This is a genomic window from Methanohalophilus sp. DAL1, assembly GCF_001683555.1.
In the GTDB taxonomy this organism is placed as follows: Archaea; Halobacteriota; Methanosarcinia; order Methanosarcinales; family Methanosarcinaceae; genus Methanohalophilus; species Methanohalophilus euhalobius.
In genome coordinates this window covers 24,938-50,847 of sequence record NZ_MAFX01000042.1, presented here as the reverse complement: position 1 = coordinate 50,847, position 25,910 = coordinate 24,938, and the positions used below count along the sequence as shown (strand labels likewise).

The 25,910-nt window shown below is 42.6% G+C and carries 23 protein-coding genes and 1 pseudogene; 7 read left to right on the top strand and 17 right to left on the bottom strand.

The genetic code is table 11. From position 1 onward, the window contains the following. Nucleotides 1-8: 8 nt before the first annotated feature. Complete coding sequence (locus A9957_RS07960) at nt 9-569, top strand: M48 family metallopeptidase (protein WP_096712650.1); 561 nt, start codon at nt 9-11, stop codon at nt 567-569. On the opposite strand, the gene A9957_RS07955 is transcribed toward A9957_RS07960, so the two are convergent. From A9957_RS07955 to A9957_RS07930, 6 genes are all read right to left on the bottom strand, one after another. Next, entirely contained in the window at nt 563-1,618 is a 1,056-nt protein-coding gene (locus A9957_RS07955; protein ID WP_308736819.1) for a TRM11 family methyltransferase, read from the bottom strand. The two genes, A9957_RS07960 and A9957_RS07955, sit on opposite strands and share 7 nt — an antisense overlap. Further along, nucleotides 1,602-1,889: a YunC family protein gene (locus A9957_RS07950; RefSeq protein WP_096712648.1), complete on the bottom strand. Its 288-nt coding sequence runs from the start codon at nt 1,887-1,889 to the stop codon at nt 1,602-1,604. The genes A9957_RS07955 and A9957_RS07950 overlap by 17 nt, the downstream gene beginning before the upstream one ends. A gap of 13 nt (nt 1,890-1,902) precedes the next feature. Beyond that, nucleotides 1,903-2,544 carry a hypothetical protein gene (locus A9957_RS07945; protein WP_146107108.1) on the bottom strand — a complete coding sequence of 214 codons (642 nt, stop codon included), beginning with the start codon at nt 2,542-2,544 and terminating at the stop codon, nt 1,903-1,905. Next, nucleotides 2,525-3,415 (bottom strand): type II methionyl aminopeptidase, encoded by an 891-nt coding sequence (map, locus tag A9957_RS07940; RefSeq protein WP_096712646.1) that lies wholly within the window; start codon nt 3,413-3,415, stop codon nt 2,525-2,527. Before map ends, A9957_RS07945 begins: the two co-directional genes overlap by 20 nt. A gap of 34 nt (nt 3,416-3,449) precedes the next feature. Beyond that, nucleotides 3,450-4,622 carry a Xaa-Pro peptidase family protein gene (locus tag A9957_RS07935; RefSeq protein ID WP_292343796.1) on the bottom strand — a complete coding sequence of 391 codons (1,173 nt, stop codon included), beginning with the start codon at nt 4,620-4,622 and terminating at the stop codon, nt 3,450-3,452. Nucleotides 4,623-4,744: 122 nt separating this feature from the next. Beyond that, nucleotides 4,745-4,888, bottom strand: coding sequence for a hypothetical protein (locus tag A9957_RS07930; RefSeq protein ID WP_292343794.1), 144 nt, complete (start codon nt 4,886-4,888; stop codon nt 4,745-4,747). A 342-nt stretch (nt 4,889-5,230) separates the two neighbouring features. Here A9957_RS07930 and A9957_RS07925 point away from each other — a divergent pair, with 342 nt between their 5' ends. Further along, the gene (locus A9957_RS07925) at nt 5,231-9,034 is read left to right on the top strand and encodes a NosD domain-containing protein (RefSeq protein WP_292343792.1); all 3,804 of its coding nucleotides are present in this window, start codon (nt 5,231-5,233) and stop codon (nt 9,032-9,034) included. Between the two features lie 108 nt (nt 9,035-9,142). Further along, on the top strand, nt 9,143-11,014 hold the full coding sequence (locus A9957_RS07920; RefSeq protein ID WP_292343790.1) for an ATP-binding protein: 1,872 nt from the start codon (nt 9,143-9,145) through the stop codon (nt 11,012-11,014). 879 nt (nt 11,015-11,893) lie between these two features. Here the strand turns inward: A9957_RS07920 and A9957_RS07915 are convergent. From A9957_RS07915 to A9957_RS07895, 5 genes and pseudogenes are all read right to left on the bottom strand, one after another. Continuing rightward, nucleotides 11,894-12,518 (bottom strand): annotated as a pseudogene (locus A9957_RS07915) (transposase). Between the two features lie 336 nt (nt 12,519-12,854). Beyond that, complete coding sequence (locus tag A9957_RS07910) at nt 12,855-14,009, bottom strand: hypothetical protein (protein WP_096712641.1); 1,155 nt, start codon at nt 14,007-14,009, stop codon at nt 12,855-12,857. Between the two features lie 61 nt (nt 14,010-14,070). After that, on the bottom strand, nt 14,071-15,024 hold the full coding sequence (locus tag A9957_RS07905; protein ID WP_096712640.1) for a tyrosine--tRNA ligase: 954 nt from the start codon (nt 15,022-15,024) through the stop codon (nt 14,071-14,073). 59 nt (nt 15,025-15,083) lie between these two features. Next, entirely contained in the window at nt 15,084-15,815 is a 732-nt protein-coding gene (locus A9957_RS07900; RefSeq protein ID WP_096712639.1) for a tRNA(His) guanylyltransferase Thg1 family protein, read from the bottom strand. Between the two features lie 7 nt (nt 15,816-15,822). After that, on the bottom strand, nt 15,823-16,086 hold the full coding sequence (locus A9957_RS07895) for a PRC-barrel domain-containing protein (RefSeq protein WP_096712638.1): 264 nt from the start codon (nt 16,084-16,086) through the stop codon (nt 15,823-15,825). A 138-nt stretch (nt 16,087-16,224) separates the two neighbouring features. Here A9957_RS07895 and A9957_RS07890 point away from each other — a divergent pair, with 138 nt between their 5' ends. The 4 genes from A9957_RS07890 to A9957_RS07875 are packed head-to-tail and all read left to right on the top strand — an operon-like array spanning nt 16,225 to nt 20,028. Continuing rightward, the gene (locus tag A9957_RS07890; protein WP_292343787.1) at nt 16,225-16,989 is read left to right on the top strand and encodes a ribonuclease H-like domain-containing protein; all 765 of its coding nucleotides are present in this window, start codon (nt 16,225-16,227) and stop codon (nt 16,987-16,989) included. Then, entirely contained in the window at nt 16,986-18,800 is a 1,815-nt protein-coding gene (uvrC, locus tag A9957_RS07885; protein ID WP_292343785.1) for an excinuclease ABC subunit UvrC, read from the top strand. Before A9957_RS07890 ends, uvrC begins: the two co-directional genes overlap by 4 nt. 55 nt (nt 18,801-18,855) lie before the next feature. Continuing rightward, a complete protein-coding gene (locus A9957_RS07880) occupies nt 18,856-19,281 on the top strand; it encodes a universal stress protein (protein ID WP_292343784.1) in 426 nt (141 codons plus the stop codon). A 42-nt stretch (nt 19,282-19,323) separates the two neighbouring features. Next, nucleotides 19,324-20,028, top strand: a complete 705-nt coding sequence (locus tag A9957_RS07875; protein WP_096712634.1) for a YkgJ family cysteine cluster protein — start codon at nt 19,324-19,326, stop codon at nt 20,026-20,028. Here the strand turns inward: A9957_RS07875 and A9957_RS07870 are convergent. The 6 genes from A9957_RS07870 to A9957_RS07845 all read right to left on the bottom strand — a co-directional run bounded on the left by A9957_RS07870 (nt 20,004) and on the right by A9957_RS07845 (nt 25,797). Continuing rightward, entirely contained in the window at nt 20,004-21,128 is a 1,125-nt protein-coding gene (locus A9957_RS07870) for a TIGR04013 family B12-binding domain/radical SAM domain-containing protein (protein WP_096712633.1), read from the bottom strand. The two genes, A9957_RS07875 and A9957_RS07870, sit on opposite strands and share 25 nt — an antisense overlap. A gap of 13 nt (nt 21,129-21,141) precedes the next feature. Beyond that, the gene (locus A9957_RS07865) at nt 21,142-22,287 is read right to left on the bottom strand and encodes a site-2 protease family protein (protein ID WP_292343782.1); all 1,146 of its coding nucleotides are present in this window, start codon (nt 22,285-22,287) and stop codon (nt 21,142-21,144) included. After that, complete coding sequence (locus A9957_RS07860) at nt 22,253-22,663, bottom strand: DUF126 domain-containing protein (RefSeq protein WP_292343839.1); 411 nt, start codon at nt 22,661-22,663, stop codon at nt 22,253-22,255. The genes A9957_RS07865 and A9957_RS07860 overlap by 35 nt, the downstream gene beginning before the upstream one ends. Beyond that, nucleotides 22,644-23,834 (bottom strand): aconitase X catalytic domain-containing protein, encoded by a 1,191-nt coding sequence (locus tag A9957_RS07855; protein WP_292343780.1) that lies wholly within the window; start codon nt 23,832-23,834, stop codon nt 22,644-22,646. The genes A9957_RS07860 and A9957_RS07855 overlap by 20 nt, the downstream gene beginning before the upstream one ends. 21 nt (nt 23,835-23,855) lie before the next feature. Continuing rightward, entirely contained in the window at nt 23,856-25,130 is a 1,275-nt protein-coding gene (locus A9957_RS07850; protein WP_292343778.1) for a UbiD family decarboxylase, read from the bottom strand. Nucleotides 25,131-25,329: 199 nt separating this feature from the next. Continuing rightward, a complete protein-coding gene (locus A9957_RS07845) occupies nt 25,330-25,797 on the bottom strand; it encodes a DUF5806 family protein (protein WP_105460738.1) in 468 nt (155 codons plus the stop codon). Nucleotides 25,798-25,910 lie beyond the last annotated feature (113 nt).

Below are 25,910 nucleotides of genomic sequence, written 5' to 3'. Positions count from 1 at the left end.
AAGGCTGAATGATGCAGTTACATATTCGAGATGCTGTAATAGATTATGATATAGTTCACCGTCCCGTCAAATACGCAAGATTGGAGTTTAAGGACGGAATGTTGCGGGTAATTGTTCCCAAAGGATATGGTAATGCTGCAGCCTTTATCGAGAAAAATACAGACTGGATTTACAACAAACATCTGCATTTGCAGCGGGTTATTGCTCTATCCGGGGAAAAGAGACTGGAGAAAAAGCGCGCAGATCCTCTCTTTTATAGTTTCGTGGAAAGTATTGTACAAAGGCTGCAACGTGAACTGGAAGTGGAGGTCAGGGATTTAACTTTCAGGAAAATGAAGAGGAAATGGGCCAGCTGCAGCAGTGATAAAAAACTTGTTTTCAACCGGCACATGATGTATCTGCCGGATAACCTGATAGAATTTATTGTGTATCACGAGCTTTTGCACCTTATCGAGTTTAAGCACAATAAGAGATTCTGGAACCTGGTAGAAGCCAGATATCCTCTACGACAAAAGTATGAACTGGAACTTGCAGCATACTGGCATCTCATTAAAAAGACATTTTACTGATTATTTTTTTGCAAAATTGTAATATTGCGGGTCAGGCTTCTGTGTATTCTCTGGCTGTACTGTTTCACTATTGTAAATCCCGCATCCAGTGCGAGCCTGTTAATCTCCATCTCCGAGACGATTACTGCTTTACTGCTGGGTTTGAGAACCCTGTACATTTCTGCGAAGGATTCTTCGTATAAATGCCGGATGGATTCTGCCTTTATCATGGCGGACCTGCCATAAGGAGGATCGGTGATCACTGAATCAATGCAGCTGTTTTTGAGGGGTAATTTACAGGCATCCCCCTGCAGCAGGTTATAATCCCCGCCGAAATATTCCAGATTCATTTTTGCTCCCTGTATGATCTCATTCCGCGCTTCCAGGCCGATTACTCTTGAACCCAGCATGGCCGCTTCCACAAGTATGCCGGCAGTACCGCAGAACGGATCCAGCAGTCTGGTATCCTTGTTTACCCCTGCAAGATTCACCAGCGCCCGGGCTGTAATGGGCATGAGTACCCCTGGATAGAAAAAGGGTTTCTTGTGGGGTGCACGTGCATGGAATGCCTTGCGGTCTATGGATGCAATGACACAACCACATACGCATTTTTCGGTCAGTATGAGCCGCAGGGTAACATCGGGTTGGTTGAGATTGGCCCTGTAACCCTTCCTGAAAACAGCTCCGCCTACCCTCTGTTCCAGGTAGGAGCCTTCCACGGTGGTATGGTGATTGACCTTCCGGGCACGTACTACAAAGGTCTGGCCTGCAGAAAGATGGGGTTTGATGTCGCAGTTTTCTGCACTGGAAATAATGGTTTCGGGTTCATTATTGCAGATGAAAGTAACGCGCAGGATATGATGGCACATGGCCAGTTTTCCGGCAAATTTTTCCAACCTAATTTCGGCATCCGGCTCTTCAAGTTCCACCACAAGGCAGTGATCATAATGCTGCGTGTATACCGGTTTGAGACCTTCGGTAGCCAGACAGGCCAGAGCCTCGTCTGCAGCGATTTCTTCATGGTCTCCGGAAAGCTCAAAAGCGTAGCGCATATCAGAACATCTTTTCAAGAGCCTGTCTGCCGGTCATCCCTTCCTCAATTCCGATACCAAGGGCTTTTTTGCTTACCGATTTCAGAGATGCCTGCAGTACATCTTCAAAACTGTCCACACCACTTACCACAGCAGCCACATCCCCCAGTTTGTCTGCGGTTTCCATATTGAGATAGCCACACATCACATAACCCATGTCGGCTTTGATCAGGAGCAGGGAAGCGTTTTCAAATTCCCATTTGAGACCCTGTGCTGTACCGTTTTCCAGTTTGATCTGTTCTATTCTCATTTTGCTCACCTGATTATTCAGTGTAAAGGGAAAAATACGATGTATTCCCTATATTGCCCCTCACAAAAGTAGTATTTTCTCCTTCTGAAACAATAACATTCTCCATTCCTGCTGTAGAATTTATCTCCACTGTATCAGCAAGTTCGATAACAACTTCAGACTGATTCTGCCCCCTGAAGGTAAAGTTTGTGTCGGAATTGAGAACTGGAGTATCAAAAATATAGTCGACACTGTAACGGTTGTCTATCCTGTCTGTTTTGTTGATGTTGCCCAGTGTTTCAAATCCCATTTGTGCTGCGATATCGGTTACCTGGATATTCTCGGAGGAACCATTGATCTGTACATCCATCTCCTCTTCCAGTTCTCCTTTGAGATAATTGCGCACTTTGACATCCATTTTCAATACTTCCCAGGCGTTTACAAGCCCGCTGTCGTCTCCCAATTGTGAGTCGATGTAATCTCTGTAAAGAATGACTGAAGAATTTGTGTAACTTTCGTTGTAATTCCATTCCATGCTGTCTTTTTTGAGTATTATGTGGTTGTTCCAGATTATCTGGGCGGATGCAGGCATAATCAGAATAAATAGTACAAGCAGGATAGGTATTGCAACCACAAGTTTACGCAAAACGGACACCTCAACGAGTAGTGATCTCACACCCGTCTTCGGTAACAATCAAAGTGTGTTCGGCCTGGGATACCATTCCTCCGCCCACCTCTTTCAGTACAGGGAAGGAAGTGATGATTTCAGCCTTTTCAAGTTGCATCAGGGCAAGATCGATTTTGGAAGAGGTCAGCCATCTTTTGGCAAAGGGAAGGGTGCTGTATTCTTTCAGTTCCTTGAGAAGTTTGCGGGCTGCAGGCATACGTATGGGCTTTTTCTGTATGAACTGGTAGATTTCCGTGAAACTACCATCTGAGATCTTGCCCGCACCATCTGTCGCAAAGGGCTCGATGGCTATGATATCGCCTGCCTGAAGTTCCATCCCCTGTCCGATATGGCGGTTGGGTATGCTTGGCGGGGTATGTGCCTGATAACGTGCAAGGCCGTGGCCCGTGAGATTTGCAACCGGTTTGAATCCCTTGTCACGGATTGTATCCTCGATAACCGCTCCGATCTCTGCAGTATTCACACCGCTTTTGACAGTATCTATGGCTGCATCCAGTGCCTCTCTGGAAGCATCTGCCAGATCCTTATTTCCTGAAAGGTCAACGGTCAGGGCGGCATCGGCAATATAGCCATCCACATGTACTCCCATATCCAGCTTGACTATGTCCTTGCCAAAAACTTCCGTATCCCCTGCCATCGGGGTTGCATGGGCGGCTTCGTCATTACGTGAAAGATTGCAGGGGAAAGCGGGTTTGCCTCCAAGTTCCATTGTACGTTGTTCCACAAACTCGGCTACATCCAGCAGCTTTGCCCCTACCTTGATTTTATCCGCGGCTTCTCCCCGTACCTGTGACAGAATCTTACCGGCGGTTAGATACTTATCGAGAATCTCCTCGACTTCCTGAACTTTATCCTGCATGCTCATCACCTGTTATGATTCTGGAGATTAATGTTTATACTACAAATTCCTTTTCAAAAGTGTTCAGGTTCTCATAACCATGTTCTGTTATCAGGACCAGGTCTTCCAGGCGTATCCCGCCGATCTGTGGGTAGTAGAGCCCCGGTTCAATGGTAATGATATTGCCCGGCTGCAGGGGTATCTCCCTTAAACCGATCGAGGGTGCTTCATGCACTTCCAGTCCGACACCATGCCCTGTGGAGTGGATGTATCCTTCACCTTTTTCAGCATCCGTGAAATATCCCCTTTCTTCGAACTCGTCACAGACCGCTTGATGCACATCATTTGCTGCAACACCGGGTTTAAGCATTCCCAGAGCCTTTTCCTGGGCTGCAAGCACGGCATCGTACATCTGCTGTAATTGTTCTGTAGTTTCTCCCCTGGTAACGGTACGGGTCATGTCGCCACAGTAGTGATGCATTTTATGCTGCGGGAAGATGTCGATCACAATGGGCTCGCTTGCCAGCAGCTGTCCCTCACCATGCCAGTGTGGATCGGCTGCACCCTTGCCACAGGCCACAATGGTTCCATGGGCCCGACAGTCATGATCAAGCAGGCAATGTTCAATAATCCTGCGTACTCTGGATGCTGTCAGGGGTTGACCTTCAAGGAAGAGTTTATTGTCCTCGATCTCAGCGATCCTGATGGCTTCAATGGCTGCCTGCATTGCCTCTTCGTTGGCCTGCTGGACCTGCCTGATAAGATTGACCTCTCCCTTTTCCTTGACCTCACGCAATTTTCTTAAGGGGCTCTGGATCGGATTGACGGTAAAGCCCATCTCTTTGAGCACCTGAGCCGTATAAACGGGGAAATCCCGGGGTACTGCCACATGTCGCACTCCTTCCTTCTGCAGTAACTGGCCGATACATTCCCCGTAGGCCCTGCCCGGGTCGGCTGTTTCCTTGAGGCGTTTTTTGTAATCGCAGAAACTTAAAGGCACGATTTCCTCGATCCTGCTTTCCTTCTGAGCCCTGCCCTTTTCCATATCCGATATAAGCATCATGTCCCTGGCATTGCGGGTCTGGATGTAACAGAAAGGGTCGCCTGCACGGAATTTCGTGGCAAAATACATATCGGCGTTGGAAGAATCGGCAACAAGGAGGTAGGCTTCACATCGGTTTTTTGCAAGGGCTGCAGTAACGTCCGGGAAATTGTTCGTTTGCTTCATGTACTAAAATTTGTACTGATGCTACATAAGGGTATCAGCGGAAAAAGAAAAAGTCCTTGAAAGAGCTTAACAATCCAAAACACAGGAAGGAGGTTGTAGAAAGGCCATTTTAGATTTTTCGCTCACCCCCTGTTGTAGCCGTGGCCCGAATAGAGCCGATACATCCTGTTGCGACGTACCCTGCCTTTACTGTCCAAGATGGCTGAAAAGACCACAGCCGGGTCAATATTTTGTCCCTGTTTGTATAGCACCACTTTTTCTATCATTTATTTATCCCCACTCCTTGAGGTTTTAACCCTGAAGAGTAGATTGGCAGGGAGATATTTATACTGCTGCAATTGGGCTACACATGTAAGGGATTTGGGTAAGAATGGTTGCAGAATACCCCATCATAACAGGCATCATGAATGCCAATATAGAATTTTTGTGTAATTTGTAGACAAAGCATGTTTTGTATAGGACAGATATTATTATATACGTTATGTCTCAAATATTAATAATATGAACAATTAGCCCCCTCTTCAATCCCGGGCTTGCATAATTCTAATTAAAACAGCAAGGTGTCCAGATGAAAATCCCCCCTAATACTTCTGATTTTAACCATTTTGATGGTTGGTACAGCAGGTGCAGATACACTTAATGTGAACGACACTGGATGGTGGAAAGATGGCAACTCTTTCAATGAATCCTCCACTCCTATACAGGCAGCTGTGAGTAATGCAAGTAGTGGAGACACTATTCTCGTGGATTCAGGTACCTACATTGAGAATATCGAAGTTTCCACATCATTATTGAATATCACTTCGGCAAATGGTGCTTCTGTCACACATGTCATTGCAGCCGATCCAGAAAATCCTGTCTTTGATATAAAATCTGATAGTGTAACTATTAATGGATTTAATATTAGTGGTGCTAATGGTAATAATGGTATTTATGCATCAGGCATTTATTTGAATAATGCAAACTATTGCAACCTAACTGATAACACAATTCCAGATAACTACTTTAGTGCTATATATTTAAGTAGTTCTTCCAATAATAACATAACAGGCAACACTATTGCAAATAATAGTATGATTTATGGAATTTATCTGGCCTCTTCTGAAAACAACAATCTAAGTAATAATATTGTTTTTGGTAATAACTATGGGATTTATTTAGCAAATTCCAACAATAACAATTTGACAGGAAACGATGTATCAGAAAATCCCGGAATTGGAATTTATTTGCAATCTTCAAGTAATGATAATAAATTGATTGATAACATCATTCAAGATAACGAGGGTCATGGCATTCTTATGGATGATTGTGATAATAACAATATAACTGCCAATAATATTTCAGACAATGGATATTTTGATGGGGACGAATTTAGTGGTATATATCTACTAAATTCTATTACTAACAATATAACTGCCAACACAATTTCAGGCAATGGCTATCATGGAATAAAATTAGAGGGAAGCAATTCTAATAATCTTATTGACAACACAATTTCAGGCAATGGATATTTTGATGTGACCGCATATAGTGGTATATATCTACTAAATTCTATTACTAACAATATAACTGCCAACACAATTTCAGACAATGATGGCAATGGAATTTATATGTCTTCGCCTAAAGATACTTCCAGTGACAATAATTTTTCCAGTAATACTGTATATAACAATTCCAATGGTATCTATTTACAATATCCTCAGGATAGCACTTTGACTGATAACACTGTATATAACAATTCCAATGGTATCTATTTACAATATCCTCAGGATAGCATTTTGACTGGTAACACTGTGTTTAATAATACTGAAAATGGTATTACTCTGTATGATGTTGATAGAGTCTATAATGAAAATAATACCCTTATAGATAACACAGTTTTGAATAACAATAATGGTATAGATATTTCATATGTTTATAACACTACCCTTATTGACAACATAGCTTTGGATAACAATAATGGAATAAAGATTGCTCACTCTAAATACAACAATTTGACTCAAAACAATGTGTCAAATAATATCAACAATGGAGTTTATTTTGTTTCTTCCCACGAAAACAGGCTGGTTAATAACACTATATTGAATAACAAAATTGGACTACTTTTGGGCGGGCAATACGGATCATCTAATAATTTTGTTGGCAATAATAATATTTCTAATAATGGGGACAATGAAATAAATTCAGATCAAGGATATGGATGTGGAATATATATCCATGAATCTGGAAAAAATGAATTGAGTGGAAATATCCTGTCCAATAATGATCGGTATGGAATTTTTTTATATCCAGGGTATAATAACTCCATCTACAATAATACTATCTCAATGAATGGGGGTGGTGGCATATATTTAAGTGGTGGAAGTTCTGAAAATCATATCTATAATAATTATTTCAACAATGATATTCGGAATGCTTACATTTCTGGAACTCTGACCAATTACTGGAACACCACAAAAACCCTCGGTCCCAATATTGCAGGCGGAGACTATATCGGAGGTAACCTCTGGGCGACTCCGGATGGCACCGGTTTTAGTCAGGAAAATACTGATACTGATGGCGATGGTTTTTGTGATACTCCCAACGATACTTACACAATACATGAAGCAGAGAATAATTACGACTATTTGCCTCTTGTAATGCCGACTTCTCTTAAATTCACAGAATCACCGGCTGTCTTTTTCATCAACAATGATGGCACTAACAGATCTGAAAATGCAAATTTCACCTTTGCTTACAGTGGGGAGAATATCAGTTTGTGGACAAAACTGGATAATAAATCGGATGCCAGCGTAGTTGCAGATTTTTCCAATATAACTGGAAATACTAATCCCATTTCATTTGAGCATCAGGGTGATGGTGTATTCACCCTTCTGAATCATACTATGCCAGATAATGATACTGGTGTCTATTATATTTCCATTCATGCCACAACAGCTACAGGTGCTAACAATACCGTCTGTCCTGTAATGCTCAATTTCAATCCCAAATCAAATATAACCGGTCTGGGTAACCCCAATACTACAGATTGGACTGAAATCAATGATCTTACTCATGTAAGCAACCTGACCTTTGAAGCAAACGACAGTAATGGTAACGTAATTGGAAGTCTGGAATTCACGAAAAACGTAAATCTCTGTGACATTGAGTTTGCCCAGAAATTGCAACAATTCGGGGAATATGTGGATTTCGACACAGCGCAGACAACACTGGACTCTGCAAACCTGAGCACATTGAATGTTTCCACAAATCTTACAATGTATGGCCTTGGATCCTTCGAAAACCAGCCGGGCATACTGCTCGATGGCCAGCCAATTCTGGAATCAGGTCAGACTTCCAATGGCACGGTTTCAGGGCTTGATTGGAACGCAGAGAAAGGTACATTGACTTTCAGTGTAGGTCACTGGTCGACCTATACTGCTGATGGTAAAACACCCGAGGTCACTGCAATTTCTCCAAAGGAGAAAAGGGTAAAAGTTGGAGATATTCTTGACCTGAACGTTTCGGTAAAAGACACATCCGGCATCTCCTCAGTGGTGGTCAATGTCTCCAGTGTAAATGATACAGTAGATGAAGCGGTTCTCAAAAATGTCAGTGGCTACTGGGTAAACAATTCCATAATGGTGGATACAGATGCTGAAGACACATATTACCTGAATATAAACGCCACTGATGTTCTGGGTAATTATAACAACACAGTCAACCTGTCCGTGATCAGGGCTGATACTCTCAAAGCAGATGACTATAAAAAGAGCAGTTCCGGTGGACGCTCTTCAGTAGGTCCAAGTATGCCTCCTGAAGATGTCGAAGGTACAGTTTCCGGAATTAAACGTGTGCTTGCTGGATCGAATGTGAAATATGATTTCTCTGATGGACAAGGACCTGTACTTGGAATCAGTTTTGATGCAAAGGATGACAAAGGCACAGTTGTAGCAAAGGTGCAGGCACTCAAGGACAAACCCGATGATGTGGATGATCCAAAAGGTAATTCCTACCAGTTGATGAGTATCACCGTTGGCAGTGAAGGTACTATCTCTGATGAAAATGCTGACAACATCCTGATCGAGTTCAAGGTCAGCAAAGAATGGGTTGAGGAAAACAACATCGACCCTTCCACAATACGCATGACCAGATTCCATGATGGAAAGTGGCAGGACCTTCCAAGTAATCAGGTCAGAGAAGATGACCAATATCTCCACTTCACAGCCGAGACTCCCGGATTTTCTGTATTCAGCATTGTTGGAGATGAATACAAAGAAGGGATTGAAGAACCGATTGCCGAGCAACCTGAAGATGAAGAAACAACAGATGAACCTGCATCTGAAACTGAAAATGCTCAGACACCCGGCTTTACCGCCATTTTTGCAGTGGCACTGATTGCAGGTGCAGCACTCATAATGCGGAAGGACTAAAAGTCTTGAAAATGAGCGGAGTCACCCGCTCATAATATTTCTTTTTGATTGGTAAATTTTCTATAGAACCAATACCCTTATAGTTAGAAGTAATAGTACTAAAATCAGATGAAAGAATCATCACAGATTAAAAAGGATGTAAATGCTGTTCTGACAACCACATTGTTATATGTTGTCTTTGCAGGTCTTTGGATCCTGTTTTCAGATATGGCATTGGGATGGTTTGTTTCTGATATAAGATTATATGGCCTGCTGCAAACCTATAAAGGATGGCTTTTTGTTCTGGTAACCGCCCTTTTGTTTCTATTTTACGTAATACCCCACATTAATGAAATCAACAACTTCTACGAAGAGGCCTTAAAAGCCAAAGAGGAATACAGGTCCATCTTTGAAACCGCTGCAAACCTGATTACCTCTATAGATTCTGATGGCATAATTGTTGACTGCAACAACCAGGTCCAGAATTTCCTGGGTTATAAAAAAAAGGAAATCATAGGCTATCCAATGGCAAAGATAATTCATCCGGATTATCTGGGCAAAGCTTCCCAATCCCTTCAGGAAATCCTTGAAACCGGCTATTCTTACGGTAAAGAATACAAGATGGTTAGAAAGGATGGCACTCTTATTGATGTCATCATAAATTCCTCAGGTATGAATAAAACCAATGGAAACTATGAAAGAACGATATGTATTATCAATGACATCACTCAACGTAAAACGAATGAAAAAAGGATTGAGTACCTGACTTCGGTGTTAAAATCCATACGCAATGTAAACCAGCTTATCGTAACAGAAAACGATAAATTAAAACTTGTACAGGGTATCTGTGACATCCTCGCTGAATCCCATAGTTTTTACAGTGCATGTATATGTTTAATGGATCATAATCAAAAGCCAATCCTTTTTGAGGAAAGTAGCGGAGTTAGTAAATATTCACTCCTTTCCTCAAAAATGGAAAAAGGTGAAATCCCTGATTATATCAGGACTGTTTTAGAAAAAGACGAATTGCTTATTGTGGATGACTTATTTGAGCAATATACCGATCATACTCCGGCAAAGGAATATACAAAATCAGTACACCTGCTTTCTAAACTTGAATACAAGGATAATGTATATGGTGTAATTGCAGCCACCATATCCCGGGAATTTGCACAGGACGGCGAAATAATCGGTTTGTTTGAAGAAGTAAAAGGTGACATTTCTTTTGCCCTCTACAAACTGGAACTGGAAGATATTCGCCAGGAAATAGAAAAACATCTCGTGGAAAGTAAGGTAGCAGCTGAGGAAGCAAATCGTGCCAAATCAGAATTCCTTGCCAATATGAGTCATGAATTAAGGACACCTCTTAATTCAATCATTGGTTTTTCTAATATCCTGAAAGATAAAAAACATGGTGATTTGAATGAAAACCAGACCAGATACATATCCAATGTTCTCAAAAGCGGAAAACATCTGTTGAAATTGATCAATGATATTCTTGATCTTTCCAAAATAGAAGCGGGTAAAATGGGGTATGAACCTGAAAACATGAACCTTACAGAAACGGTGGATGAAGTAGTAACCTTGATGCAACCCATGGCTAATAAAAAAGATATTGAACTTACATCCAACATCGAATCTGAAGATATAGAAATATTTGCTGATAAGGTAAAATTCAAACAAATCATGTATAATATACTCAGCAATGCAATTAAATTCACACCTCAAAAAGGTAAAGTTACAATTACATCCCAGCTTGTCGGTGATAATATTGAAATATCTATCTCAGATAATGGTATAGGTATTCCTGATGAAAAATTCCAAAGCATATTTGATCCCTTTAAACAGGTCGATTCGTCTTCCACCCGTAAATATGGTGGCACCGGTCTGGGGCTTGCCATTGTAAACAGATATGTGAAAATGCATGGTGGAAGTATACGGGTGGAAAGTGAGCCTGGAATGGGTACTACTTTTACGTTAGCGATACCTGTACCAAAATGATTTCCGTTTCAGCACAATCTAATATTAACCACTGTTTGAAAATCAATTGTCATATCTTTTCTTTTATATCTGTAAGATTTTGATTCATCATCCACTATCATCTCTGTAAGATAGCCTGCAATAATGGATGTCAGAATAATGTACACTGTAAGTATTAGAGTGTGAACTACCACTTGGCTAAACCAGATGGCTTCCTGCTTCATACCTTTCCCAACGAAAAACAAGTTTATCTTCCGGTAGATGCTGAGAAGCTGTACTTTGATGTAAAAAAGTGCTGGATTTAATCAATAACAAATGTGTATGTGCCAACTCATGATTGCGATCACTGCAAAAAACTCTTTCTGAGAAGAATTGGTTCACTTTAGATAATACACTAAGCAAAGCACACCAAGCATCATCGATCCTGCAATGATAATCATTGTCCAGGTAGCAGTAGATAGCAACGTTTTGCTAAGCATACTCCCTCCCATTAAATATTCAATGGCTAATAGTGCAAAAACCGTAAACATTAAAAATAGAATTGAAGATATAATTATAATAAATTCAGATATAACCTTGTTCATCTTAACTCTAATTTGCAACTATAGTTAATATATTATATATTTGTATGCCAATACAACATAAAAAATTCAGTATGCCAGAGAAATAGATGTTGCGCCGATATCTCAAATAATCGATCACTGGTATCCTGGTTGTGATGGATATTGCTGATATCCTCAAAATAAAGAATGGATCTGATAAATCCATTCTCATTTGAGAATTCTGATCAACGTTCCTCTTCCAGAACTTCTATAAAATTTGTTCTTATTATCACTCTACTAGCCTGTTTCCCGGGCAATTATTCTGAAATATCTGCTTATTTTTAGATAGTTTCCGCCCTCAGTCCACCACCTTTTTTCTTTTTAACGTCCTCATTTGATGCAAATTGAAACAAAACGCCGTCACCATCACCTTTCCCGCTTTGAATACGCCTTTTGTCACCGCATACACCCTTTCACAGGGCATCCTCTGTACACTAATCCTGTCATTGCGCATAATCTGTCTGATATTCAGTGGCTTTCCTCTTACCGCTCTTTGCATCGTTGCTGCAAATCCTTTTGCCGCCACTTCGAAATATCCCTTATCCCTATACACCACTTCTCCTTTTTTTGACAGATCCACCTGAGAATCATGTACTGATGCCACAGTCGTTTCAAACCTTCGAATCAACTCATTCTCCTTATCAATAATCGTATGCAGTTTGTACCCAAAATATGATTTGCCACCTTTTTTTGACCAATTTCCAATCCTCTACAATCAATCTGTCTTTGTGGTTCAAGTTCTGGATCAAAAAAGACCATGCCATTGTTGTAACACAAGCATTTTGAACATCATTACAACATCATTTTCAGGTCGACCACCTTTGTCTGTCCTGTTGATATACATAGATTCCAGTATGGGACGAAATGGTTTCCAGTCGATCAACTTGTCTATTATCATATAGTTTGTCACCACCAGCTATCAAACGGTCATATTCTGTGTTTCAGGGTGAAATTACTGAAAGTACTCATATAACTAAATTTATCTTGATAGAATATAAATATTGTTGTTTAGTTTGGGTGAGGGGAGGAGTTAATCAGAAATCTCTATAGGAATATTAATCAAAATTATACACTCATGGATATCGAATGATAGAAGACTTCCAAGGAAGTGATACAGGCAGTGTTTCCTTAAACTGTAGACTTATTATTTATGAGTTCATTAATGGCCATATCGGCATAATTAATATTTAATAATAACAGATAATTATAAATTCTATTTTTGAGAATGCAATAAATGTTATGCCTGACCACAAGAAAAATTAATGTGAATTGCTTTTGGAAGATTCAACCCCGAGAATACCTGCAATCTCCAATCCTTCACTACCAAGCTCAGAAAGACGGTTGAAAATTTCGCTGCGATCCACGTACTTTTCAGTGCGTGTTCCATCTTCTTGCTCAATCTTGATGGTAATTTCACCTTTCACATATCCCCTTTCACGACACTGGGTTATAATGTCTGAATACTGTTCTGCAACAGCCTTTAAGCAGTCAAATATCTCATTACTGTAAATGGCATTCTCATCACCGGCCATCAAATTGACAAGTTTGCGGGAAGCAATACTGGACCGGGCAAATCCCACAAGATTATTGACAAGTGAATCAATCTCTTCGAGGGTTATTGATTTAAAAAGCGCAGGGTCTGCAGTAATATCAGTATCATCAAAAATCACGGAATACTCATCGCCGTCTGAAATAATTCTCAGCGAATGGTCTGCCTTTTTATTGCTGAAAGAGGCGTCCACGTGCTCCTTGCCATCATACTCAAACGATTTCAGTAAATACTCGGACAGGTCTTCCATTTTGATCTTTTTTTCCTTGGATATTAATCCGGTTCTTGTCCACGTAGGGATAAAAAGGGTATCAATCAGATCTTTTACCGCAACAGAAGACCTGTTATAACCCAATTCAAAGAAAGATTGCATTGACCCAAAAGTTGAGACCTTCTTGCCGGTTAAATGGCCATTTTCAGCTTCCATGGAATAACTTTCATGAGAACCATAAATTCCGCCTTCAAAAAGAGGATTCAACATAGAAAGGACCTGACTGCCGATAGAATTCATGAATTTGTTATAGTCATTTCTTTCCTTTTCGATAGAGAGGTTTACCTGTTCCAAGCCTTCATGTACAGCTCTGTCACAGGCTTCCAGGACTGATTTTTTATATTCATCCAGATAGTGGCCGGCAAAATCAGAATCCAGGGATTTGACACATTCCACAGTTTTATCATTGGAACTATTCAGTTCCTCCAGTGCTTTTTCCAGAGAACCGATATTTTTGTAATAATTTTCATTTTTTTCAATCGCTTCCTTTTCTACAGGAAGAACTTTGGAACAGGCATCCACAAAGTTCTTTAAATCCTCAATGAAATCCCGCTGTACAGGCAGATCAGTAGAATCCTGAAATGTATATTTCATGTTTCCCCCGGTTTAATGCTAAATATCTGCCTGCAAACATTATATATGTTATCGTGGGGATTTACAGGAGAACTTCCCTGACAGGTGCAAGTAACAGGCTCATGTATTTTACAGCACCGTTTTTAAGGTCCATTGGGTGCAGGGTCCCGTCTTCAAAGATTTTTTCAAGTTCCTCGTAACCATTGCATGTAAGATTGCCTCCAAATTTCTCAGGCCTTTCAAACACGACCTCTTCATAACGGGGTAATATATGGTAGCGGAAGAGCTGTAACACAGGATTATCAACTATCTCACCAGCAGGACAGAAAGCTTTTTTCATCTTTTTCTTGATGGTTGCCTCATCATCATCCACAGAAATATAATTGCCTCTGGAAGATGCCATTTTATCACCGTCAAGTCCCAGCAGGATTGGAGTATGGAGACATATCGGTGCCTTGTAACCCATTCCAGGCAGTCCCTCACGGGCAAGCATGTGTATCTTACGCTGGTCGATACCACCTACAGCTACATCAACATCAAGCATAGCAATATCAATAGACTGCATTATCGGATAGACCATCTGGGAAACCCGCGGATCATCCATTGTTCTTCCTACCTCATCCATACTGCGGCGGGCCCTGTTCAGAGAAGTAGTACAGGTGAGTCTGAGTACATTGAGCATATATTCCTCACCCAGCTGGAAATCCGAACCATAAACAAAATTGGTTTTATCAGGGTCAAGCCCCAGTGCAAGAAAGCATCTCCTGTTATAATCAGCAATTTGTTTTACTTCTTCCATAGTACCTTTCTGATTCAGGAAAGCGTGCACATCTGCAAGGAGTACCGTTATATTGAAGCCGGCCTTCTGAAGGTCGATCAATTTGTTTACGGTAAGCACGTGACCCATATGTATCTTACCGCTTGGTTCGTAACCGGTGTAGGCAGAAGGCTCTGCTTTTGCTTCCATCAGTTCATCCAGTTCCTTCTCTGTAACAATTTCCTGAGCATTTCTTTTAACAAGATCTATTCTGTCCATGGAGTCACCGCATAAGATAATTTAACTGATAATAAGGTCAATAATTGTGCAATCTCTATTCAATCCAGAGATATATGTCTTTTGAGGAAATTATCTCCCTCTTCTGTACTGAAAAGAGGCAAATCCCAATCCTGGTAGATACGTGAACGTGTGGAACGTGTCTTTTCCTCCAGAAGAGGATTATACCCTTCTATTGGATATTTCACCCTGTATACAGCCACACCTCGCCTTTGCCATGCAGGTTTCTTTGCCAGATTTGTGCCTCTTTCAAACATCATCTCATGTATGTCCTGTGATTTTTTGCCATGCATGATCGAAGCTGCACTTTTTCTGTCAATACCTTCATCTATAAGAGTGTAATAACCATAAGAACTAACAAAATTGCGCCAGGCTTCCTGTTGTCGCCACTGCATATATTCGGTAAACTGGCCACTGCATACAGGAATCACGCGGCAGTCAAAGGCCACAGGTTCCTCAATTCCTGAAAAAAGGGTAAAAGAGCTGCTCAAAAATGAAGGTACAACCGAATCAAGTTTCTCCACTCTTCTGTCAAAGGGCAGATCCGTGAATACAATGCTTGCCTCATCAGAAAAAGTGTACGCAAAAACCGGGTTCATGTTGCTTTTTTTGAAAAACAGCTCTATTGAATCGGCCATACAGGTGGCAAAGAAAAGGTCATAGGGTTTTTCAAACCCTTCTTTTTTCAGGGTATGCTGGAAGTTCCTGCCATCTACTCGAAGAATTACCGGAGACACACAACGCAAATCAGCATAGATCTCTCGCTCTTTCATGAGATGATCAGTCTTCTTCTTTCTCTTTATTCCTGAATTTGCTGACAACATCCCTGATAAGAACGATGTCCCCGCTTGTGATTACCCAGCGATAGGGAATTATGACACCCTTTGTAGGAACATCGAAAAAATCACGACTGATGTCAGAAAGAGCAAGACCACTTATTACCCCCTCCTCCACATTCATTACAAGGTCATCAACTTTACCCACATAAGTACCGAGGTTGGTATATACGTTTAACCCAAAGAGTGATGTAATATCTGCGCGCATGTTATCCCCTGTTATAGTTGTATATTGTATAAGAATTTACGTTGGTCATATATATAAATACATTTTCTTAAATGATATATATTCTGGCAAATTTAATTACATGAGCTGAATCCATCATATAAAATATTGGTGACATTAATGCTTACAAGTACTTATATTCATATCCCGGGCATCGGGAAAGAAACCGAGAGGAAGATATGGTCCGGTGGAATTACGACATGGAATGAATTCCTGCAGAATAAAAGCGCAATAAACCTCCCGGGTTCCAAAAAAGATAAAATTGCAATGGAAATTGAAAACTCCATCGAAAAACTTGAGATACGCGATATTCCTTATTTTGCAAAATCGATACCTACATCCGAACACTGGAGAGGATTCCGTAATTTTTCGGACTCTGTAGCCTACGTGGATATTGAAACCACAGGGCTTTCACCTGCATCCTCTGAAATAACTGTCATTGGAGTTTATAACGGTAAAGATGTGAAAAGTTTCGTGCGGGGCATAAATCTGGAAGAAATAGTGCAGGAGATGGAACAATACGATTTCCTGGTAACTTTTAATGGTGCGCGTTTTGACCTTCCTTTCATACAGCGAGAGTTCCCACAGATCACAATGGAACAAATGCATACCGATCTTATGTATCCTTTAAGGAGAATAGGGTTTAAAGGCGGACTCAAAAATATAGAACACATGCTGGGAATTAACCGCTCCGAAGAAACTGAAGGAATGGATGGTTTTGAAGCCGTGCACCTGTGGAAAGAATATGAAAAAGGGAATGAAAAAGCCCTTGACCTGCTTCTTGAGTACAACCGGCAAGATATAGTGAATCTGGAAACTATCCTGGATATTACATATGACAGGTTCGTTGAACATTGCTTTAAGGGGTGTACACCACAGAAATGAGTGAAAATATTGTGCCGGGACATCCGGACATATCGGATTTTCCCCACCTGCCCGGCGTATACCTGATGAAGGATGCAAATGATACCATAATCTACATCGGTAAAGCCAGGGACCTGAAGAAAAGGGTCAGCCAGTACTTTCAGACTGACAAAAACAAAAGTCCAAAAACAAAGGTTCTTGTCAGCAAGATCAGGGATATAGAATACATAGTTACATCCACAGAAGTTGAAGCCCTTATTCTGGAAGCCAACCTTATCAAAAAGAACAGGCCCAGGTACAATATCAGCCTTAAGGACGACAAACGTTATCCCTATGTGAAGGTAACCATCAATTCCAGATACCCGCGCATATACCTGGTCAGACGCAGGTTAATGGACGATGCTGTGTATTTTGGCCCATACACCAGTGTAAAGCCGGTACGCACCACCCTTGACCTGATATCCCAGATATTCAAAATCCGCAGGTGTCACGGCAATCCTGCACAGAAGAAAAGGCCCTGTCTGAACTATCATATAAATCGCTGTATGGGACCCTGTACAGGAGATGTGGATGCGGAAGAATACAGGGATAATGTGAAGGCTGCAGTAAAGTACCTCAGGGGGGACACCGGTGACCTGCTGGGCAAACTCAGACAGCACATGCAGGAATACGCAGAAAAACAGCGATATGAGGCAGCTTCGGTCATCCGGGACCAGATTGAAGGCTTAAAGGAACTTGCAAAACAGCAAAGGACAACTGCAGGAATCGATGACAGGGATGTAATCGGGTTGTATGTGGATGAAAAGGATGTCTACGTACAGCTCTTCTACGTGAGAAACGGCAGCATGGTGGGACGGGCGGATTTTGAATTGAACCGGGGGAAAAGTACGTCCTCTGAAATTATTGCCGAATTCATCAAACAATACTACCAGGATTCCCCTGTGCCTCCCGAAATTGTTGTGCCAGAAATGCCTCCGGAGGAAAAAGTAATCCGGAAATGGCTGTCTGAAAAGGCTGGCAGGAAAGTCACCCTGAACATTCCCCGGATAGGGGAAAAGAAAAAACTCCTTGATATGGCGATGAAAAATGCCACAATGGCCCGAGAAAGGGCAAACACGGAGAAAGCAAAAAAGGAAGGGACACTGAAAGGGCTCGAGATTCTGCAGGAAAAACTGGGAATTGGTACACTGCCCCGACATATAGAAGGTTTTGACATATCTAATATATCGGGAAGTGATCCGGTAGCTTCGATGGTGGTGTTCAAAAACGGTACACCTTCAAAAGCTGATTACAGGCATTACAACATCAAAAGTGTTGAAGGAATTGACGATTTTGCCATGATGGCCGAAGCTGTTGACAGGCGATACTCCCGCATGAAAGAAGATAAACAAGCCATGCCTGACCTCATACTTATCGACGGGGGAGAAGGGCAGGTCAACGCCGCAAGCCGGGAATTGCAAAAACTGCAGATGAATATACCCATAATCGGCCTTGCCAAGAAATTTGAGCATATAATTTTTCCAGACAACCACCCCCGTAAACTGCGGATTCTGCCAAAAAAATCTCCTGCACTAAAAATACTCATGCAGGTAAGGGACGAAGCACACAGGTTTGCGGTGGCTTCCCACAGGAAAAGAAGATCAGCGAGACTTTCCCATTCCGAGCTGGATGGGATTGAAGGTATCGGGGAGAAGAAAAAGAAAGAACTTCTGCAGCATTTCGGCTCTGTGGAAAAGATCAGACAGGCTGAGGAAAAAGAGGTCGCAGAAATTGAGGGAATCGGAAAGGAACTTGCAAGACGTATTGCCGAAAAGCTCAGGGAACAAAAATGAGCACGACAGTTATATAAAAAATACTGTCCTAATTAACTGCAAGGGTGATTAGATAATGAGTTACACCAAGATGCTTATTTCCGTTGACGGTTCCGGCTATTCGGAACAGGTGCTTGAAGCGGGGATGGAAATTGCAAAGAGTTTGGATAGTAGTATTTACGTAGTTTATGTGGTACATCCCGGTTCATCCCTTCTGTCAAATCCTGATTCCTGGAGTCCTTCTCGCCGGGTGCTGGAGGAGATGGGCAAAGACACATTCCGGAAGGCAATGGCTATTGCAAAAGAGAAGGGGTTGTCCTGCGAGACAAAAATGCTGGAAGGATATCCGTCAGATGAGATCATGGATTTTGCTGAACGAAAGAGTGTTGATATGATCGTCATTGGTTGCAAGGGCCAGCAGAGCACCAAAGAATTCCTGCTTGGCGGTGTTGCGGAGAAGGTGATACGCAATTCCAAAAAACCTGTATATGTAGTCCGTTGAAAATATTCTTAAATACTATGCCAGCGCGGTTAGTCCCAGGTGATGCAGATAACTTTGATAAGTAAAGAGCTCTCACAGACCAGATCAGACCTCTCTGCTGTAGAGGCATATCCTTTTGGAGAACTGGTTGATATAATCAAAGATGTGGGTTTTGAATGCAGCAGGTGTACACGCTGTTGCACCCGCGATTACAATGACCATGTTTTCCTGCTTGAGAATGATGTTGAGAGAATCGAGATGGTTGATTCTTCAAAAATTACACCTGCACCTTATTTTGATTACTGTGATAACAAGGGCAATTTCTATGTACAGGGGTATGCCCTGACCTACAAGGATGACGGGACCTGTGCTTTCCTGGGAGAAGATGACCTGTGTGCCATATACACACAGAGGCCCGCCATATGCAGCATATATCCGTATATGCTCAATCGCGAACCCAACAGCAGGGGCAAACTCCTGTGGAGATATGTAGCAGGCCTGAACGAACACGGTTACTACCACTGTGAAATGACTGAGAAGGACGCCATGCAGATAGCAAAAGATGTGTTAGAATATGAAACCGGATTCCTGCAGCACCGAATAGATTTCCTTACTACCCTGCTCTCCTATTTCAGGGAAAATAAACTCAAACCTTCCCAGAGACAATACGAAAGACAGATGAAAAAATACAATTCAGGAAAAGAAATTGTCGTTAACGTGTACCATTGCGGACAATTTCATACTCACCATCTTGCATATAAAAATTGAGCCCATTTTCCTGTCAATTTCCCATCCAGTGCCAGTTTACCCAGAAGTTTATTTACATCCGGTTCAATCGGTGCAGGAACTATATTTCCATAGGGAGTCGAAGGTAGTGGAGTCAGGTAATGAGCCCGCACCTTGCCACCTTTACTGATTATCCAGTTGATCATATCTAGGGTAATTCGCTGGTCCTCTTCGTTTTCACCGGGAAAACCGAATATGAAATCCACCATCGGCACTATATCTTTGTCCACACAGTGCTCAACGGCATTAAAGATATCTTCACTGCTATGTCCCCTGCGAATTTGCCTGAGTATCCTATCACTGCCTGATTGGCCACCCAGGCTTATGCTTTTGTTTGTGCAGTATTTATCTACCAGTTCCAGGGCATCCTCGGACACGAATTCAGGACGCACTTCCGAAGGAAATGTACCAAAGTAAATGTTCTTTCCCTCAAGTTCTGCAAGGGAGGCAAGTAATTTTTCCACCTTATCCGGCCTTGGATGAATTCCGTCACTCCCGTAGGCAAAAGCATTTGAAGAGGTGAATCTCAGGTCATTGTAGCAGCGTGCATAACGAACAATGGAGTCAATACTTCGATGACGCATTTTGTGACCTAAAAGTCTGGGAGTCTGGCAATATTTGCAATTCCAGGGACATCCCCGGCTGATTTCAATTGGCGATCGGGGCCCATCACAGTCAAAACAGGGATAATCATCAAGGTTTACCGGTTGCCGGGCAGCCGTATACACAATATTACCCTCTTTTTTGTAGGCGATGCCGGCTACTTTTGAAATATCTCCACCCATCTGCAGGGTATCCACAAGTTCTGGCAGGGTTTCTTCTCCCTCCCCTATCACCACATAATCAAAAAACCCAAGAGTTTCTTCCACTGATCCTGATGGATGCGGCCCTCCTGCTATATAGACAGAATCGGTGTTTGAAGAGGATACTTCCCTAAATATGTTTCTTTTTTGTGCGGTGGAAAAGCTGTACACCATTATGCCGTCAACCGGATGCCTGACAAAATCGGCATTTTCAAGCAAGGGATAAAGCGTCGCCAGACTGTATGAGTTCTTTCGATGCCATCGGAGATTTATATCCATTCAATTCACTTCCTTAAACAGTAACTACAGTAAAAGGAACCGGTGTGAAACACAACAGGCCCAACACGAAGGTAACTATTCCCAGTAACATCCTTTTCCCGTCAAGTTCATGGCTGTCTTCCATTGGTCGGGGATGGCCTGCGGTAGCAAAAAGAAACAGTAAAACCGCCCAGAAAAACCAGATTCCGGCATTCTGTCCCATTACAGTGCCTATATATATGGCTACCAATCCGAGTATAACCGGCATTGCTGAAGAAATGTATTTCGCTTTTTCACCAAGCATTGCACGCATGGCATGCCCTCCGTCCAGCTGGCCCGAAGGTAGCAGGTTGAGCAGGGTGACAAACATGCCCACCCAGCCGGCAAAAGCCACAGGGTGAATGGTTTGACCACTGGAACCCATTAGCCATTGCAGGAAGGCAAATAGGGGAGGCATCTGCAGGTCTATCATAAGGGTCCCGGGTGCCTGAGAGAACTCCAGCGGGGGTTGCATCAAACCTATGATCGTTACAATTACTGAGGCCACAAGCCCTACAAGGGGGCCTGAAACTGCCACATCAAACAGGGATTTCCTGTCCGGTATCATTCCTTTGTGTTTGATAACCGCCCCCATTGTTCCGATTATGGAGGGAAAGGGAATAAAATAGGGCAGGGAAGTTTGCATGCCATGCCTGCGAGCTGCGAGATAGTGCCCCATCTCATGTGAACCCAACACACCCATTATAGCGATAGTAAAAGGCAAACCTTCAAAAGCAGAGATCGGATCTGCAATTACATCTGCCCCGAACATGCTTGCACCGGCAAACATGGTTGTAAAAAAAGTGGCTATTGCAAGCACAACATTAATCCAGACCCTGTCCTTTCCTTGTTTGAAGGGAATCGCTGCAATTACCTCTTCCCCTAACTTAGATTCGATAGCAAGGTTGTAACCCCTGGCGGCAAACTGTGCCGTGAGAGATTCCTGTATGATCTTGCGGCTAACCCGTGGCATTCCATAGAAATAGACCGACCCGGCATGATAGTTCACCTCATATACCCTGAAAAAAGGACTTACCTGAAGATACATCCATTCAATAAACTGTTTGACCTGAGGGTCTACTGAAGGTTTCCGTTTCAAGCCCATCTTAATCCTTTGTTTCCAGCCAGCCTTCATTACCATTTACGTTCACGTTCATACCATCCTCCAGCATCTCAAATGGATTACTTTCCAGACCATCAACCAGAGGGATTTCGGATATGATCGCTCCCACAGCTACTATCGGTTCACATTCCAGGTTTACCATTGCAACCGGAGCAACACCATTTTTGAAAAGCTGATAAATTACATAGGAACCCACTGTCGAACCTTTCCCATGAGGAAATACCAATACCTTGCCAGCTATATTTTTCCCGAAAAGACAATGATCGGGATCAACGATCTTACCTGTTTGCGGGTCTACGTTGCCCAGAAATGAGATCGGATCTTCTGAAAGCAATACTTCACCGCCAGCAATTCCTTTTGAGATACCCCTGCCTTTAATCCGAATGAGCTCCACCCCCTTTTTCCATGCATTTTTCAATATTGTCAATTGTTGCGGCCACCTTGCACATTCCAGGCAGGTAGGCATAGGCTTTTCCGGAATTTACTGCCATGTGAGAGAACTTATCGGTTGCCGGGGAGACCACCATACATGTGTCACAGAGAACCTTTGCACCACTTTTCTCGATACGTTCTACAAGCCTGGGATTGGACTCAGCAACTTCTCTGGAAGTAAATATCCAGACATTGTTGTCCACTACCTTACCTTCAAGCTTTGCAGCAACCTCTTCCAGTTCTTCAGGTGAACAATGGGGACAACCCACAGCGGCACTGTCACATTCTGTTATTCCATTACCTGATACTGTTTCATAAACTTCATCTATCTGGGTTCTTTCAATCGTTAATTGTTCAGCGGGCAGCTCGAAATCTTTCCTGCAACTTTCAGGAGTGACACCTTCCACATGATAGAGGGCTACAGCACCCGATGCGGCCATTGCAGCACCCAGCGCTTTGAGCTGGTCCCTGTGAGGTGTAGATTGCATCCTGAATAAGGGAACACGTTTACCTGCTGCTTTGCCTGCAACATAGCCCAGGACTGCATAGTCTGAAGCCTCCAGTTCACAGTCCACGGATATCATAAGTTCAGGTACCCTGTTTTCATCCAGATGATAGCCATATTTTGCAGTTTTACCCACAAGAGCTGCACAAAGAGCAGAAGGACCACCTTCACGGTTGGTACGGGCCCCGATAACGGAGTTGGCGTAGGATACAGCTGAGGATTCACTCCAGGCAAGATGATCACCGTAGGTTGCCGAGAAACTTTTCAGGTAATACGGTGTGCATGTACACTGGACCTCTATACCCAGACTCCTGTATGCCTGGATGATCTCCTGCTGCTTTTTAGCGAATTCGGCAGATACTCCCATCTCCTGCCATCTTTCAAGATCCATACCGGCAGGATTGAGAATGGAAGGTACCTGCACCCTGCCTTCAAGATCGGATATCCATTCCAGACCGGCTTCCCCCATCGTTTTATAGGAAACGCCTGCAATCTGGGCACTCTTAATGGGAATCAGGCGGTCTGCTTTGTAGATATCACCCAGTGCGACCAGGATTTCCATGGCCTTTTGCAGGGTAGGGCCGCTTTCTCCTGCGATTATTCGTTCTTCTTCAGGTGTGAGATACATATAAAAAACCTTCAAATATGATCAGTGAATATTTTTTGGCATCGTGGCTCTTTCGAATTTCTCTTTTTCTGCCAGAACCTTTGTGGCATCAATACCCATTTTAGTAGTTGTACCATCGGATGCTCCACGGGGGTCAAGAGAACTCCCCCGGACTCCGGGAATTATCATAACATCTGAATCCGCCTTCACACGGGTTGCCATGGCAAATTCGATGTCATTACTGTCAAATATATCTATATCCTCATCCACAACAATCACATGTTTGAGACTGGTGTGGGCAGCAAACGCTGCCATTATGGCGTTTTTTGCATCTCCCTCGGTCTGCTTTTCAATCTGGACAATGGCATGAAGATAGCAGCAACCTCCTTCGGTAAGGATTACGTTTTTTACTTTTGTAACCTCCCCGACAGCCCTGTAAATACGGGGTTCATAGGGTACACCCATCATCAGCAGGTGTTCGGGACCCGCAGGTAATATTCCATGGTATATGGGGTCTTTACGATGCCATATTTTTGTGACAGTTATGACCGGCTCCTGGCGTACAAGGTCATAGGTGCCCGTGATATCCACAAACGGGCCTTCATCTGTCCTTTCTTCGGGATAGATGTAACCTTCCATGACAATTTCACAATGTGGGACCTTTACACCATTGTCACATTCAAATAGTTCCACGGGATTGCCCATCAGGGATGCCGCATAGTTAAATTCCTTGCCTTCCCCGACCCGTGTTGTGGATGCAAAAGCAATCGCGGGGTGCGAGCCCAGTACTATGGAAACAGGCAATGGATCACCATTGTTTTCAGCCTTCTTTTGCAGAAGATATGTATGTCTTGGAGGCACGAGGCGCCCGGCCAGTTTATTTTTCCCCACAACCATCATGCGATGGATGGAGGCATTTGTCACACCTTCATATTCGGAAACAACTATTCCTGCCGTGATATAGGGACCACCGTCTTTCTCAAAATGAGTCATTATAGGAAGAGAATAGAGGTCCACTTCTTCCTCACAAACTTCTTTTGTAGGAGAGGAATCCACGATCCTTATTTCGCCATCCGGCTGTATCCCGGAAAGACTCTTAATAATATCCCTTCTATTGACATCAAGCATTGCTCCCAGCTCATCCCTGCTTCCCAGCACGTTCATGATCGCCCGGTAACCATTAATATTTTCGAAAAGGACCGGCCCGGCGGTCTTTTTTGCAATCATTGGTGCCTCGTACTCGGCATTCACCTTTTCTTTGATTACGGTAAGCCTGCCGGAAGTACGGATCCTGTCAATAAAATCTCTGAGGGTCATTGGTTATACTATAAAAAGGGATGATAAATACATATTGCCATTAAAAAGTTGTGAGCTCCCCTCAGATAATTGTGGGAAACAGGATAAATGGAAAGGAGGTTGACAGGAGCCCACAGATATTCGGCAATTGAGAGAATGATACGACATTATAAATACCATATATTTTGCATCACGTGTGTAATCCAGATAGCTAACAATATCAGTACTCAAATCCCTCTGCTTCATTGATATTTTTGAGGACTTGTGCAATCAATAGCTGCACTTCCTCTGAATGGGATTCGGATAATTTCCCGCCTTCAATCTTGAGCAGTTCTCCTATATCATCTATCATGCTATGTATCATGGTTAGGATTTCTTCCTGGTCTATCAGACCTGCATAATATGCATAAAAAAAAGTTGTCCCACTGCGCCTGATTTTTTTCTTGAAGGCTGAATGAGCATTGGATACTTCCTGCCTGGAATACGGACTTTCTGCAAACGGCACAATATCCGGCAGGTTTTCACCTATCCAGGTCATTTCCGAATGGTTGGATACATTTTTGAAATCTGCACAGAGACGAGCAATCATCCATTCACGCGCGGTCAGATGAGTTGTAGATTTAAGGTACCTGTTGACTTCAGAGTATGTCTTGTTTTCCATTTTCTTGAATTTTTCATACCTATTCATGCTGATACCTTCTGTGTATTGCAACCACTATAATACTCATTGCTGTAATGTTTTAATAGTTTTTCCATAAGAAAATGGAACAAGGTAAAAATATCCCCCTCTGCACACAGGTA